The sequence below is a fragment of the Lachnoclostridium sp. genome, assembly GCF_031997925.1.
Classification (GTDB): domain Bacteria; phylum Bacillota; class Clostridia; order Lachnospirales; family Lachnospiraceae; genus Lachnoclostridium.
The window spans coordinates 1-15,807 of the sequence record NZ_DAMADT010000052.1 but is presented as its reverse complement, the minus strand read 5'-3'; the positions used below and the strand labels follow the sequence as shown (position 1 = coordinate 15,807).

The 15,807-nt window shown below is 36.0% G+C and carries 15 protein-coding genes; 5 read left to right on the top strand and 10 right to left on the bottom strand.

All coding sequences use genetic code 11. The annotated features are described in order from the left end of the window. Positions 1 to 141 precede the first annotated feature (141 nt). From RTP52_RS19755 to RTP52_RS19735, 5 genes are all read right to left on the bottom strand, one after another. On the bottom strand, positions 142 to 303 hold the full coding sequence (locus RTP52_RS19755; RefSeq protein ID WP_312373075.1) for a hypothetical protein: 162 nt from the start codon (positions 301 to 303) through the stop codon (positions 142 to 144). A 184-nt stretch (positions 304 to 487) separates the two neighbouring features. Continuing rightward, positions 488 to 1,558 (bottom strand): glycosyltransferase, encoded by a 1,071-nt coding sequence (locus RTP52_RS19750; RefSeq protein ID WP_312373073.1) that lies wholly within the window; start codon positions 1,556 to 1,558, stop codon positions 488 to 490. Positions 1,559 to 1,622: 64 nt separating this feature from the next. Next, a complete protein-coding gene (locus RTP52_RS19745; protein WP_312373071.1) occupies positions 1,623 to 4,232 on the bottom strand; it encodes a glycosyltransferase family 4 protein in 2,610 nt (869 codons plus the stop codon). 34 nt (positions 4,233 to 4,266) lie between these two features. Next, on the bottom strand, positions 4,267 to 4,392 hold the full coding sequence (locus tag RTP52_RS19740) for a hypothetical protein (protein ID WP_312373070.1): 126 nt from the start codon (positions 4,390 to 4,392) through the stop codon (positions 4,267 to 4,269). Positions 4,393 to 4,470: 78 nt separating this feature from the next. Next, positions 4,471 to 5,445, bottom strand: coding sequence for a glycosyltransferase family 4 protein (locus tag RTP52_RS19735; protein ID WP_312373069.1), 975 nt, complete (start codon positions 5,443 to 5,445; stop codon positions 4,471 to 4,473). Positions 5,446 to 5,698: 253 nt separating this feature from the next. Here RTP52_RS19735 and RTP52_RS19730 point away from each other — a divergent pair, with 253 nt between their 5' ends. From RTP52_RS19730 to RTP52_RS19715, 4 genes are all read left to right on the top strand, one after another. After that, the gene (locus RTP52_RS19730) at positions 5,699 to 6,265 is read left to right on the top strand and encodes a ferritin-like domain-containing protein (RefSeq protein WP_312373068.1); all 567 of its coding nucleotides are present in this window, start codon (positions 5,699 to 5,701) and stop codon (positions 6,263 to 6,265) included. Positions 6,266 to 6,518: 253 nt separating this feature from the next. After that, entirely contained in the window at positions 6,519 to 6,890 is a 372-nt protein-coding gene (locus RTP52_RS19725) for a YmaF family protein (RefSeq protein WP_312107208.1), read from the top strand. A 399-nt stretch (positions 6,891 to 7,289) separates the two neighbouring features. Continuing rightward, entirely contained in the window at positions 7,290 to 8,906 is a 1,617-nt protein-coding gene (locus RTP52_RS19720) for a S8 family peptidase (RefSeq protein ID WP_312373067.1), read from the top strand. An 84-nt stretch (positions 8,907 to 8,990) separates the two neighbouring features. Continuing rightward, positions 8,991 to 9,566 carry an N-acetylmuramoyl-L-alanine amidase family protein gene (locus tag RTP52_RS19715; protein WP_312107206.1) on the top strand — a complete coding sequence of 192 codons (576 nt, stop codon included), beginning with the start codon at positions 8,991 to 8,993 and terminating at the stop codon, positions 9,564 to 9,566. Between the two features lie 177 nt (positions 9,567 to 9,743). Here RTP52_RS19715 and RTP52_RS19710 read toward each other — a convergent pair whose 3' ends face one another. From RTP52_RS19710 to pflB, 5 genes are all read right to left on the bottom strand, one after another. Then, the gene (locus RTP52_RS19710; RefSeq protein WP_312373065.1) at positions 9,744 to 10,484 is read right to left on the bottom strand and encodes a prepilin peptidase; all 741 of its coding nucleotides are present in this window, start codon (positions 10,482 to 10,484) and stop codon (positions 9,744 to 9,746) included. 187 nt (positions 10,485 to 10,671) lie between these two features. Further along, positions 10,672 to 11,427, bottom strand: coding sequence for a pyruvate formate-lyase-activating protein (gene pflA / locus RTP52_RS19705; protein WP_312102434.1), 756 nt, complete (start codon positions 11,425 to 11,427; stop codon positions 10,672 to 10,674). A gap of 345 nt (positions 11,428 to 11,772) precedes the next feature. After that, on the bottom strand, positions 11,773 to 12,009 hold the full coding sequence (gene grcA3, locus RTP52_RS19700) for an autonomous glycyl radical cofactor GrcA3 (RefSeq protein ID WP_029504053.1): 237 nt from the start codon (positions 12,007 to 12,009) through the stop codon (positions 11,773 to 11,775). Between the two features lie 106 nt (positions 12,010 to 12,115). After that, positions 12,116 to 12,319, bottom strand: a complete 204-nt coding sequence (locus tag RTP52_RS19695; RefSeq protein ID WP_312102437.1) for a hypothetical protein — start codon at positions 12,317 to 12,319, stop codon at positions 12,116 to 12,118. Between the two features lie 17 nt (positions 12,320 to 12,336). Beyond that, on the bottom strand, positions 12,337 to 14,382 hold the full coding sequence (gene pflB / locus RTP52_RS19690) for a formate C-acetyltransferase (protein WP_312373077.1): 2,046 nt from the start codon (positions 14,380 to 14,382) through the stop codon (positions 12,337 to 12,339). 612 nt (positions 14,383 to 14,994) lie between these two features. On the opposite strand from pflB, the gene RTP52_RS19685 reads away from it, so the two are divergent. After that, the coding region (locus RTP52_RS19685) for a DUF1846 domain-containing protein (RefSeq protein WP_312373063.1) at positions 14,995 to 15,807 on the top strand (813 nt) is incomplete at its 3' end.

The following is a 15,807-nucleotide window of genomic DNA, read 5'->3' as shown; positions in this document are numbered from 1 at the left end:
CCACATTCGTGTCGATCACAGCTACCTGGGTCTGAATTTCAACAACTATAGTCTCGATAGCACCAACTATAGTTTCAATCCTTCTTACTTCTCTTTTGATCTCCTTTAATCCGAATTTTTTATTGGTAAGAAGGCAAATAATCAATTCAGTATCACACAAAAAGCAGCATTCATCACAGATATTATCACAGTCTTTATGACAATCGTGTCTATAATCGTCGTCATCACAATCGTATCTGCTATCGTCGTCATCACAATCGTGTCCATAATCATCATCGTTATGATGACATTGGTTGTAATCATCTTCTGAGAGCTTCCCGTTTTTTTTAACATCAAACTTGTTGTAAAATTTTTTATTATTAGGCATTTGTCACCCCCCCTTTTAATTCAAATAGTATCTCTATATACATAATTATGTCGTAATAACCTAAATTGTTACACGAAAGTTCTGAAATAATTGGGGTATCCGGTGATTATATTTATATATTTAATTTTTAATATTGCCAAAAACTCTTTTGTTTTGTAAAACTGAAGGATGCTCAGGTTTATACTCTGCAGCTTTATTATTAAATTTAATAGCTTCTTCAATATTTCCCAGCTTGTAATAACATAAACACAGCTCAATAGATGGTATGAAACCCCAATATTCATGAAGTATTGGTCCCCATTTTGATTCAGGTTTTTCAAGCTTCATAGCCAGATCAAACCAAAAAATAGCTCTTTTGTAATCCTCGATATCCTTATAGAAATAACCTAGTTGACAGCAGATTTCTGCTCTTGGTGTGTCGTATTCAAAGCTTCTGATCAAGGCTTTAAGCATATTTTTCCTGTCATCTTTAGCTTTGTATGCTTTAGCAAGATAAATGCAGGAGGTTATGCAGTCTGCAGGCAATCCTTTTTCTGAATCAAGCATCTTGTTAAAATATTCAATAGCTCCCTCATATTCATTCACATTTAGCTTTTCCCTTGCGAAGTAAAACATATTGCGCGGTGAAAACTCCTTGCCTTCGGCCAACATTGCTTCAAGTATGTTTAAATTTCTACGGTTGTTCGTATGCGCTTTTTTATGAGTAATGGTTATATCAGAATTTACTACTTTTCCCTCAAATGAAATAAACTCATGAATTGGATCGCTCCAGAAGAAATTCTTTGCTCTTTTTAATAGCCGTTCCCTGAAATGCGATAATACTACATTACCTTTTTCATCAAATGCATAGTTGTAATTCATCATTACTACATCGACACTCGGGTCAAGAATTTCCTTAACCCTCTTTAATTTTAACCGGTCTGCATCAAGGAGTACATCATCAGCGTCCAACCAAAGAATATAGTCCTTTGTTGCTTTCGAAAATGAAAAATTCCTTGCTGCTGAAAAATCATTTATCCACTCAAAATCATAGACTTTATTTGTAAATAGTCCTGCTATTTCTTTTGTCTTATCAGTAGATCCCGTATCAACAATTATAATTTCATCAACAATATCTCTAACTGAAATCAAACATCTAGAAATATTATCCTCTTCATTTTTGACAATCATACACAAACTGATAGTAATCATAAATCCACCTCAGCAAACTTCTGTTTTATATATTTATTATGGTTACAAAATGATGTTGTGCCTACTAACTTCTATCTTCTTCAATAACTTTTCTATAAATATCTAAATAATTATCCGCCATTTTTGCTGCGGAGAAATTATTCTCAACATAGGTTCTTAGTACTTTCGCTTTCGGAAATTCCATATTTTGGACCTTCTGAATCATTTCATCCACATTACTACAAATGAATTCAGGGAATCCTTTCAGTACCTCCGGGACTGCTCCGTTGCCAAATGCAAGGACAGGTGTACCGCATGCCATTGCTTCAACCATTACAAGTCCAAAAGGCTCCTCCCATACAGTCGGAAAAAGCATGCATTTAGCATGTTTCAGAAGTTTCTGCCTCTCTTTTCCTCCGACAGAACCTACATAACTTATATTCGCGTTTGCTTTTATCCGAGGTTCTATCGCTTTTTTATAATACTCAATATCATAAAGAGGTCCCGCAATAATGAGTCGCATTCCTGTTCTTTCAGCTACATCAAGTGCATAGTTGATCCCTTTATGTGAATATAAAATTCCTAAGAAAATAAGGTAATCCTCTTTGCTTTCAGAAAACTCATAATCTCCAGGATTAATACCGTTATATACATAATATCCCTGGTTCAATCCAGCAATTCTTAGTGCTTTCTGACATAGGTAAATAGGATTTTTTGCGGAGTTTTTACGACTGTCATGAATGGTACTGATAATAGGCAATGAAAGGTCACACCGGCTTAAAACGGAAGCATGTGTATGGTCATGTATTATATCTGCGCCAATAGAGGGAATGGTTCTCTTTATAAATTCAGCTATTTTTTCAGAATCTGGACCTTTATGCGTATATGGAATTATTTTTGCACTGCTTACGCTACCCTCTGCTCCGAAGAGAAATACCTCATGACCTCGTTTGACAAGCTCTTCCGTAAGGTCATATATAACCCTTTCAATTCCACCATAGTCTTTAGGCGGGACAGGGAAAGCATCAGGGGCTACCTGAATAATTTTCAAGGTATCTTTTCTGCTTTTTACTTTACTTGGAATGCTTATGTGGACAGGCTGTTCCGAAATTACTTTTTCATAGACCTCCAGATATCCGTCCACCATCTTCTCGGTTGTAAAATGTTTGATTGCATACTCACGAAGCTCGTTAGACCTTGCATAGTTTCCTTTCATCACCTTATCCGTCATTTCATCAACGCTGTTGCAAATACAGTCGGGAAATCCTTTAAGGACTTCAGGAACAGCTCCATTTCCAAGTGCAATGACAGGGGTTCCGCAAGTCATCGCTTCAATCATTACAAGGCCAAATGGTTCTTCCCATGAAGTAGGGAATAAAAGGCAACTAGCTTTTTTCAGAATCTCCTGCTTCTCCTTGCCTCCTATAGATCCAATATATTGTATTTTCGGATTTTTTCTTATCCTCGGCTCCACTTCACTGTTAAAATAGCCAAGATCATGTACGGGACCTGCAATAACAAGCCTCTTATTCGTCAGATCTGCAATATCGAGAGCATGCCCTAGCCCTTTCATCTTGTCGAGCCTTCCAAGGTAGAGCATATAATCATCTTTTTCCTCAGAATACTCATACTCTTTCAGATTAAGTCCATTGTACACATAAAATCCATGGCCCCCACCAATTACGTTAAGCGCTCTTTGGCTAACAAAAACGGGGTATTTTACACGATAGTTTATTGTACCGTGAATCGTACATATAGTCGGTGTATTTAGATTCTTTTTACCCAAAACTGAAATGTGCGTATGATCATGTATGATATCAACATCCTCTGGCATGGTTTTAAGAACATATTCAGCTATTTGGTTAAAATCACCCTTACCCGAATGCTGGTAAGGAATTAAGGTGGCGCTTGTTTTGCTCCCTTCCGGTGCATAAAGGTATACCTTATGCCCTCTTCTTACGAGTTCTTCCGTTATTTCATAGATTACAACTTCTATTCCGCCATAATTAGCAGGAGGTACAGGATAAACATCTGGTGCAACCTGGACAATTGTTAAATTTCTTTTGTGGTTTACTTGACCCTCCGGTTTATTATTATTCATAAGCACTTCCAGTGACTTTTTATTATGCAGTAGGCTCACATCACCTGGTTTAAAACCTAACGCAAGTTCGTTATGCATATATGCCTTATTATAATCTCCAAGTTTAAAGTAGCAGCCACAAAGCTTGAGATGTGGTAGCCAGCTCCAGTACTCCTCCTTGAAAAAACCCAGATGATCTTCCGGTTTCTCTATAGATAATGCAAGGTTATACCAGAAAACTGCCATATTTATTTGACCTAGTTCAGTAAATAGCACTCCTAGCCTACATAAAAATTCCGGTCTAGGTAAGTCAAATTCAAAGGATTTGAACACGATTTGCATTTCGTTTTCCTTGTCCTCTTTTTGTCTGAACATATCTGCAAGCCTGTCACAGGCGATAAGCTTATCTCCGGTCCAGCCTTCCTTTTCTTTTATGAATTTTCCATAATACTCCATAGATTTATCATATTGTTTGCCGTCAAAAAGCTTTTCTGCATAATAAAAAAGCTCTTTCAGAGTTAGAGCTTCACCATTTTCTAATTTGGACTCATAAATTGAGGGCATATTTTTCCTTATCTCCTTAACCTTAAGATATTCAATATAATATATTCCCATAGACTGGACAGTGTGAATCAAGTGAATCAATTGTTCATAAAAAGTAACTTATAGTAAAATAACCTTGCTGTCTAAACGCTGCAAGGTTATTATTCATGTTATTTGTTTCAGGAGCAGCTAACTTAATGCGTATCATAATTAAAAAGGGATCCCCCTTCATAATTTCAGCCTCCTTGACTTGTAAGAATATTTACATAGTACGCAATATGCAATTTTTTGTTACTTTTTGTACATACAGTTAAGAATAATATAAATGTTCCAACTCCAAAACCTTCCTGTATACTTTAAGATACCTGTCAGCCATGATTTCAATGCTAAAATTATTCTTAACATAATCTCTTAACAGCTGAGGTTTTGGATAGTCTCCGCTAAGCACTTTTCGAACCATTTCATCTACATTCGTACATATAAAGTCAGGAAATCCTTGTAGTACTTCAGGTACTGCTCCACTTGGAAATGATAATACCGGTGTTCCGCAAGCCAACGCTTCAATTGCAACCAGCCCAAAGGATTCCTGGCATAAGGTCGGAAATAGTACACATGCGGCATTCTTAAGAAGGTCTTGCTTTCTTCTCCCTCCAACTTCACCGATATAGAATATATTAGGATTTACTTTTATCACAGGTGCAATTGTCTTATCAAAATAAACATTATCGTGGATTGGACCGGCAAGTATAAGCATTTTATTCGTTCTTTCTGAGACCTTTACAGCAAATTGAGGTCCTTTGGATTCATCCAGTTTTCCAATATAAAAAAGGTAATCTTCCTTAAACTCCTTATATTCAAAGTCTTCCAAACGGATCCCATGATGGATAAAAAAGCCCTGGTTGCATCCATACCTTTCTTGAACAGTTCTGCTTGCATAAACAGGATATTTTACTGGACAATTTGCCGAAAAGTGCTCCGTACATACCGTCGGTACAGGCAATGCGGCTCTTCCTATAATGGATGCATGGGTATGGTCATGGATAATATCACTTCCCTCGGGTAATGTGGCTGACACATATTTCAATATCTCATGCTGACTCCATGACTTCTCATGCTGGTACGGGATTAACCTGGCACTCGTCTTGCTCCCTTTTGGCGCATAAAGAAAGACCTCATGGCCTCTCCTGGCCAGTTCTTCTATTAAGTCGTACATAACCCGTTCTATTCCTCCATAGTTAACCGGAGGGATAGGATAAACATCGGGAGCCACCTGAACAATTTTCATTTATATCACCTTTTAGTTTTTACATAACACAATATATGACTCATATAGTTTTCATGACCCTGTCTCAGACAATTTGATACTTAAAATATAAAGTATTTCTTATAATTACTATCTTCATTAGTACAGCGTCTCCCAAGGCCATATCAATCTCTATATAGAATATGACTTTGATTGAGTAAAGTCTACAACGATAGATGTGCCATTCTATTTTTCCAATCATATAATATTAAAAACGCTAATATTGGAGAAATTTATGCACTATAATGGTTACTATCGATTCAATGAATCCCGTTATGATTACAACGAACCTGTATTTTATGATGTTCGCACAACCGCTAATAACAACAATAATAATACTACTAATAATACTACAATTAATGAGGATATTTATTCATATCCCGAAAATTTTACAAACGCTATTGTACTTATTGAGGAAGCTATTGCCGGTGAAGAAGAGGACAGATTATTTTATACCTATTTAATAAATAATGCACCATCTGAGGAAGATAGGCAAATTATAACTGGAATACGTGATAATGAAATCAGACATCATAGTCTTTTTCTTAAACTGTATTCTGAACTTACAGGGAAAACACCCCCTCAGTTACCTGGCGAACGTTTTGTACCTCCATCAAGTTACTGCGAAGGTCTTCAACGTTCCATTATAGGTGAAGAAAGTGCAGTAGCCAAATACCGTCAGATTCTCTTTGCTATGCAGGATCGTATTCATATCAATATGTTAACAGAAATAATAACCGATGAAATTAGACACGGAATTCTATACACCTATTTGTATAGCAAGAATAATTGTAATTTTTAGCAATCTCTAAATAATATACAAAAAAAGCTACTGAAACTATGAAGTGTACCTAAATGTTAGATAAATAATCTAATATTTATGGTGCACTTTAATAATGAATCAGTAGCCTTATTTATTTTTAAAACCTTTCCTCTAATTTTTTTAAATATTCTACTTAATCCTTCATTATTTTTCACTTTATAACAATTTTTGCATAATGTAACATGGGAAGCATTTTTTATTTCCTAATATATTAGAATAGGAGTAAAAAGTAATGGGTAACTATAATCATCAGTGTTTTGATTATCACCACAAAAGAGAAAGAGAACAGACTCATGTTCATGAAATACAGGGCAGCCTTGAAATAGCAGAACGACAAGAAGATCCTCATAACCATCGCTTTGCTACTGTTTCTGGAGAAGTAATTCCAATTGGTCATAAGGATCACATTCACAATGTAAAGTTTAGAACAGATTTTTATGAGAATCATTTTCATGAATTCTGTGGAAAAACCGGGGGCGCAATTCCTGTTGGTGATAGGCATGTTCATTTTCTAGAATCTGTAACAACACAAAATGACGGTCACAGACACAATTTTAGATTGGCTACCTTTATTCAAGATCAAATCAGTGAAGAAGAGTGCTAATCTGTTCTAAATAATTATGTAGTAAGGAAAAGCTCGATTTTTGATCTTTTCCTTGTCATAAATTACACACCACGTTGAAATACTAGTTAATAGTTGGAGACGTGGTGCTCCCTAAGAAATCCATTGCAATTCTTACTGTAAAACATATTTGATTCTATTCGTCTATATTCTTATCCCGCTTTTTATGAGATTGTATGAAAATTGTAGGCAGAATCTTGAGCTATTATGATATCTTTATTTTATCTAACTTAACATATTCTCCTCTTTAACAATGAATATAACGATTCTTCTACTCATAACATTATGATAAGAAATTGTATTCATAGTTCATCGAGGAAGGAGATTACTATTAATAAAGTTATTGATGAGAACTATTTCGACCTAATCATTGACAATATATTGGCTGAACAATTAAAAAAAGATGATAATGTTACGAGAATCAATGAACGAAATTCAATAAATCATGTATCCGTTAGCGACTTTAGAATGTGTATTTTAGATACCTATCCATACCGTATGTTTCCTAAAATTTATACATTAAATTCCACAATAAGTCTAGAAAAGTCTGGCGTTTTTAATGTACGGAATTTTACAAATCTCCCACTCTATGGCCAAGGTATCTTAATGGCTTTTATTGATACAGGTATAGATTATCAGCATCAAGCCTTCCGAAACACGGATGGAACCTCAAGAATCTACTCTATCTGGGATCAGACTATTGAAAATGGACCTCCACCGGCAGGTTTTACATTCGGAACAGAATATAGCAAGAATTTATTGAATTATGCCTTAAAGCAATCAAATCCTTATTCATCCGTGCCATCAACGGATAATAATGGGCACGGTACAATGCTTGCTGGTATAGCTGCTGGTAACCCAAATAAAATAGAAGATTTTAGTGGTATAGCAACCAGTGCAGAACTAATTGTAGTGAAATTAAAACAAGCAAAAAGATATAGTCGGAGAATTTTTTCGGTACCAGATAATATTGAATGTTATCAGGAATCTGATATCATGTTTGGCATAGAATATGTGCGATCTGTTGCTGCAAAAATCAATAAACCATTAATAATATGCATAGGTATGGGTTCAAGCCAAGGTAGTCATGACGGAAGTGGCACTCTAAGTCTTTTAATAAATAACCTATCAATCACTCCACGTATTGGAATAAGCGTCGCTGCAGGGAATGAAGGGAATAGTTACAGGCATTATAAGGGTGAGGTAACAGAAAATAATTTTAAAACACAATTTCATCTGAATGTTTCAGAACAAGATAAAATGTTTTCCCTTGAGATATGGCAGGGACTTCCTTTTAGACTTGCAGTTACAATCACCTCACCATCCGGTGAAAAAACAACACTGGTTTCTCCGGGATTAAATGAATGTCGTGAATTTGATTTTAATCTGGACTCATCAATTCTATATATAAGTAATATAAATTTTGAGGAGGAAACAGGAAATCAGCTTATCCTGATAAGATTTGAAAACGCCAAAAGCGGGATTTGGACTATTGAGTTAGTAAGTTTAGAAAAAAGAGCTATTACATTTCATGCATGGCTTCCATCTGGCAACCTCATCTCAACCGAAACTTATTTTTTTGAACCAGACCCAAATATAACCATAACAAGCCCTGGTAATGCAGAAAATACTGTTACTGTAACCGCCTACAATCAAAATAATGATAATATAATTACCGATTCAAGCAGAGGTTTTACTCTTAGTACAGTCGTGAAACCAGACATTGCTGCCCCAGGATATCAATTAACTTGCCCAACACTTCAAAATTCCTATGGTAGCGCTACTGGTACAGGGGCTGCTGCTGCACATACTGCTGGAATTATGGCATTGATCATGGAATGGGCTGCATTAAAAGGAAACTATACCACTATAACTGGTAGAAATATTGGCGGATTGTTAAATCGTGGAGCATCTAGAAATCCTAATATGGTGTATCCGAATCCTATCTGGGGCTATGGCAAACTCGATCTATACGGGCTATTTCGACAATTAACCTAGCAAAAAAGATAGAAAGATTGTTTTTCTATATATCAATTCGTTCTTATATGAATAAGATATAGTAAAACGAAAACGTGAGTTATTATGGCAATTAAAATATTTATAGATCAAGGTCACAATCCGGGTGGTATTAACGGCGGGGCTAGCGGTTTTGGTATCGACGAACAGGACGTAACCTTTAATGTAGGTATCTATCTAAGAGACCTGTTGAATAATGATCCTAGATTTGAAGCCCGTACTTCACGCCAAACTATTACTGAAGTTCTTGGAACTAGTAATTCTACTAGCTTAAGAACAAGAGTTGAAATGGCAAACTCTTGGCCAGCAGATTATTTTATCAGTATCCATTGCAATGCAAATGTTAATCCAGCGATAAATGGCTCTGAGGTTTATGTTTATGCTCTTTATACTGAAGCTGCAAATTTAGCAGAATCCGTATTGGAATTTATGGTAGATACAGTAGGTACGAGATACAATGGAGTAAGAGCGAATCCATCCTTATATGTATTACGTCGTACTCAGATGCCATCCATTCTTGTTGAGTTAGCATATATCACAAATTATGAGGATAACTTGCTTCTTCAAAATGAGCAGTATACCTTTGCTTATGGAATTTACCTTGGTATCTTAAATTACTTTGGATTCCAACCATTGGAATAAGTTATAATATTGCGGTTACATGCAAACAAACGTCTTCATAAAAAACCGAAGTGATGTACAATCATCACTTCGGTTTCTATTCTTTAATCCTAATCCTTATCCATCTTCTGACTTATCATAAATTAAACGCTCTGCTAAGGAATTTGAAACCGCTACTGAACTGCCTGCGAGCCATAACTATTTCCACCCCGCGTTATACCATTCTAATATTTTTGTACCAAACCAAACAGCGGTAATGATACCAGCTGATAAATACGGCCCCATAGCAAGAACATGTTCCGTTTTCCTTACTTTCATTCGTATGATATGAATCACTGAACCATACAAACATCCAAAAAAGAGCGCTACAATGGTAAGCTTCCATCCAAGGACAAGGCCTACTGCTGCCATCAGTTTGATGTCACCGCCTCCTATCCCTCTTCCTCTTGTAATTAGAAAAAGGAACAGTAGAAAACCACTTACCAGCGCAAAATCAAGTAAGATGGAAATAGAAATTCCATCCACAATCTCTCGAATTAATCCTATTACAAATAAATAGACATTGATCCCAAACGGTATCTCAAATGTCCGCCAATCAATCACACTAAGTACGAGAAGTCCAGAAATCATCAAGCAATACAATATGCTTTTAACAGGGTCATCTACCAATAAAAATGTCACTACCCACAGGCTTCCATTTAGAATTTCCACAAAAGGATATTGCAACGATACTTTTTCCCTACAATATCTGCACCTACCACCTAAGAAGATGTAGGAAAACATCGGTATTAAATCTCTTGCCTGAAGTGCAGTCCCACACTTCATGCAATGAGACCTGGTTATGACGATGTTATCTTGTCTTGGAATGCGGTAGATGCAGACATTTAGGAAGCTACCAATAACAATACCGTAGAGAAAGATTCGTATGTAGATTATCATGCAGTAGACTCCCTTATAATAGAATAATAATATATTCTGCAGAAATTTTACCATCTTTTATTATAGTTATTGTAAAAACAGTTTTATCTTACTTTTGTATATATCACCATTTAGTACCAAGGTTTTCTATGGTAACTAACAGCTTCGTGGACTGCCCTCTGCGAATGCAAAGGGCAGCATAACACATCTAACTTAAGGTAGATTTCCGCTTATTGATTGCTTCTTTTCGTGCCTTTAGAATAATATTTCTAATATTAACCGCATCCTCCACTTTCATATCCGGTACTCCCTCTAATGGATATTTCATGTTCATTGCTTCATATTTACTTTTTCCCATCGTATGATAAGGAAGTACATCCAAAGCTTTTAAGGATGTTAATTCTGCTAAAAACTCTCCAAGCTGTATTAGTTCTTTAGAATCATCGGTTAGCTCAGGTACTGCAACAAATCGTATCCAAAGCGTAACCTTTTGATCTGAGAGAAATCTCGCAAATTCTAAGATGTTTGCATTATCATGTCCTGTCAATTCTTTATGCTTCATCGCATCCATCTGCTTTATATCTAACATTACTAAGTCTGTTACCTTTAGCAAAGGTAAGTACTTTTCTTTATCCGCTGGTCGAAATGTAATACCTGACGTATCAATGCAGGTATGAATTCCTTTCTTCGTCGCCTCTTCAAATAATTCTGTGACAAACTCAAGCTGAAGTAAAGGTTCTCCACCTGTTACTGTAATTCCTCCGCCTTTTAAAAATTCCTTATAAGAATCATATTCTTTTAGAATATCTTCTACCGAGCGAAGTGTACCTCCATTTACCTCCCAAGTATCCGGGTTATGGCAATACTTGCATCTCATAGGACATCCTTGTAAAAATACGACAAAGCGGATACCAGGTCCATCTACTGTTCCAAATGATTCTGTTGAATGAACTTTTCCTAACATAGTTCCTCCGTTCTTCCCTCATTGGTAAAAATCTGTAAACTAGTAAAATATGACTAGATACAATATACCAATTTATGGAATTTTAGTCAATGACACCTTCTGCTATTCATTGCTATTTTTTGAGTAAAAATTTGATAATATCATATTATTTGTTCTAATACTTCAATTTCAAAAAGGAGCCTACTACCTCCATGCATTAATTGAGCCAGCAAGCTGTCTCACTTGTCATGAATAAAAGGTAGCAAACTCCTATCGACTTAACGCTACATATTTTTATTTTTCATAAAAGTGATGGGAGTTCACTTTTACTCATAAATATAAATCACTTACATGGATATAAATCACTTACATCGACTGATGGAATGTTCTTGAAATAACATCATCCTGCTGCTCTTTCGTAAGTTTCGTAAAGTTTACAGCATAACCAGAAACACGTACAGTAAGCTGTGGATAATTTTCAGGATGAGCCTGAGCATCTAATAAAGTCTCTTTTGTGAACACATTCACATTTAAGTGATGTCCACCTTTCTCTACATAACCATCTAATAATGATACTAAATTTTCTACTTGTTGATTCGACATATTAATAACCATCCCTTTCCGTGACCTGCTAACTTTAGCTGCAGGTATTAATCTAGAAATATCTATAGAAAATTCCAAAAGGAACTAATTTTAAAGATCTTTCTTATTAGTCATCAATCCCTTGATGCAATGTCGGAACCTGACATGCGACGTTTCCACCTTGACAATCTGCACTGATGGACGTTTTATCTATCCGGTCCGCTGCCATAAATTTAGAATCTTCTACCGTTATATTCATATGCCCACCGCCGCCTTCGACAAATTGGTCAAGCATAGCAACCAGTTCATTTATTCTTTCTTGCTCCGTCATGTCGGATCCTTCCTTTCTTAGTTATCAGACATATCATCTAAATCTAAGTCTCCAGCAAATAACACATCATTCTTACCTAATGCACCCGGTACAATGGAGAACGTATTCGAAATACCATCCTGCGCATCACGGAATGGAAGCTTTGCTACCGAAGCTAGGGATGCTGCAGCACCATGAGTATCACGACGATGCATTGGGTTAGCACCAGGTGCTAATGGTTCACCCTTCTTACGTCCGTCTGGAGTATTACCTGTCTTCTTACCATAAACAACATTAGAAGTAATTGTTAAAATTGACATGGTTGGGAATCCATCACGATAAGTGTGATGCTTACGAATCATGTTCATAAAGTCATGCACTAACTGTACAGCAATATCGTCCACTCGATCATCATTGTTACCGTACTTTGGATAATCTCCTTCGATTTCGTAATCTGTTACGATACCATTCTCATCACGAATTACTTTTACCTTAGCATACTTAATTGCACTTAGAGAGTCTGCTACTACAGAAAGACCTGCAATACCAGTTGCAAAGTAACGCTTTACTTCACGGTCATGAAGTGCCATTTGAATTCTTTCGTAACTGTATTTGTCATGCATGTAGTGGATTACATTTAACGTATTTACATAAAGCTCTGCAAGCCACTCCATCATATCTTTATATTTTGACACTACGTCCTCGTAATTAAGGTATTCACCCTCAACTGGACGGTACTTTGGACCAACTTGAATCTTAAGAACTTCATCTACACCACCATTGATTGCATAAAGAAGGCACTTAGCAAGATTTGCACGAGCTCCAAAGAACTGCATCTCTTTACCAATTTTCATAGAGGATACACAACAAGCAATTGCATAATCATCACCATGAGTTGGACGCATGATATCATCATTTTCGTACTGAATAGATGAGGATTTAATTGACATCTTTCCACAATATTCTTTAAATAATCTTGGTAGTCTAGTTGACCATAAAACTGTCATGTTTGGTTCTGGAGCAGTTCCAAGGGTATCTAATGTATGAAGGTAACGGAAGGATGTCTTTGTTACCATATGTCGTCCATCCGTACCAATACCAGCGATACTCTCTGTTACCCAAGTAGGGTCACCGGAAAATAGGGCATTGTATTCTGGCGTTCTAGCAAACTTCACTAGACGAAGTTTCATAATAAAATGATCGATATATTCTTGTGCTTCTTCTTCTGTAATTACTCCATTATCTAAATCTCTCTGGATATAAATATCAAGGAATGTAGAAGTACGGCCTAAGCTCATTGCCGCACCGTTTTGCTCTTTTACAGCTGCAAGATATCCAAAGTAAAGCCACTGAATAGCTTCCTTTGCATTTGTAGCTGGTTTCGTAATATCGTAACCATAGATTTCACCAAGCTTTGCTAATTCTTTTAATGCACGAATTTGTTCTGCTAATTCTTCTCTTAATCGAATATTATCACTTGTCATTCTCTTTAAGGAAGTTGTAAGTTGTTCTTTTTTGTCTTCAATAAGTAAATCTGTACCGTAAAGTGCTACTCGACGGTAATCGCCAATAATTCTACCTCTACCATAAGCATCTGGCAAACCAGTAATGATTGCTGATTTTCTGGCGAGTTTCATTTCATCAGTATAAGCATCAAATACGCCTTGATTATGTGTCTTGCGGTAATCTGTAAAAATACGTACTACCTCATCATCTACTTCATATCCATATTCATGGCAAGCACTCTGTGCCATACGAATACCACCAAAGACCTGAAGTGATCTCTTAAATGGCTTGTCGGTCTGAAAACCAACTATTGTTTCAATATCTTTATCTAAATAGCCAGGGCCGTGAGAAACTATAGTAGATACAACCTTGGTGTCCATATCAAGGACTCCACCTTTCTCTCTTTCCTGCTTTGATAGCTCCATAACCTGAGCCCAAAGTTTTTTGGTGGCTTCGGTTGCTTCTGCTAAAAAGGATTCATCTCCATCATACATTGTATAATTGTTCTGTATGAAATCTCGAACATTTACTGAAGTGCTCCATCTACCTTGTTTAAAACCTTCCCATTCATGTTTCATAACTGAAGTCATCATTATCCCTCCTTACGCTGATACAGCTGTGTGGATAAACTCGGGAGCAAGCAAAATATTACGTAAAGCTTGACCAGTAAACCACAACATATTGATTTGTCGTTAAAAAATAGACAATATATTGTAAAAAAATCTATTTATGTTCTTCGAGATTATTATATACAAAATAGCAATGATTATCAATATTGAAAAATATAGAAAATAGAATACTATTATTCTATCGGATTATACTAATATACCAAAAACAAATATTTTTTTAAGAAAAATGGCAACTCTTTTGGGTTGAGTACTGTATTTTCCTGTGCTATAATAGTCGTGTTTGGGTTTTATAGACCCATTTTGTTGTATTTTTAGAAATGTTTTCATTTCATGGCAAGGAAAAGAACATGAAACATGTTTTTTCTTGTCATGACTAAGAAAAAATAGCAAAGCTTGCTTTTTTGAAGGCATTTAAAACAGAAAGTGCTTATTTTTCAGCCTTTCTGATGAATAACAAGAGGGTAGCAATCAACATGCTATCATTAATCCATAAAAGTGGGATTTACTTCTCTTGTCAAAATAAAAATGTATTAGGATAAATTAAAGAAGGGACGGTAACACATGAAAGTCGGATTTGACAATCAAAAGTATTTAAAGATGCAATCGGAGCATATTCGGGAAAGGATCAGTAAGTTTGATAACAAACTTTATCTGGAGTTTGGAGGTAAACTATTTGATGATTATCACGCATCCCGAGTATTACCAGGTTTTGAACCAGACAGTAAACTAAAGATGCTTCTGGAATTAAAAGATCAGGCAGAGATTGTAATCGTAATTAGTGCCATTGATATAGAAAAGAGTAAGGTTCGAGGAGATTTAGGAATTACTTACGATTTGGATGTACTCCGACTTATTGACGCTTTCCATAGCAAGGGATTATATGTTGGTAGTGTAACTATCACTCAGTATTCTGGCCAAAGCAGTGCGAATCTTTTTAAATCAAAACTAGAAGCATTGGGAGTTAAAGTGTACCTTCACTATATTATTCCCGGTTATCCAAACAATATCTCACTGATTTTAAGTGAAGATGGTTATGGTAAAAATGATTTCATTCAAACAACAAGACCACTTGTAGTAATTACAGCTCCAGGTCCTGGAAGCGGTAAGATGGCTACTTGTCTTTCTCAACTCTATCATGAGCACAAACGCGGCGTACGTGCTGGTTACGCTAAATTTGAGACTTTCCCAATTTGGAACCTTTCCTTAAAACATCCAGTTAATGTTGCATATGAAGCTGCTACTGCTGATCTAAATGATGTTAATATGATTGATCCGTTTCATCTAGAGGCATATGGAGTAACTGCGGTTAATTACAATCGAGATGTAGAAATTTTTCCAGTTCTGAAAGCAATATTCTTAAGAATTGATGAGCAT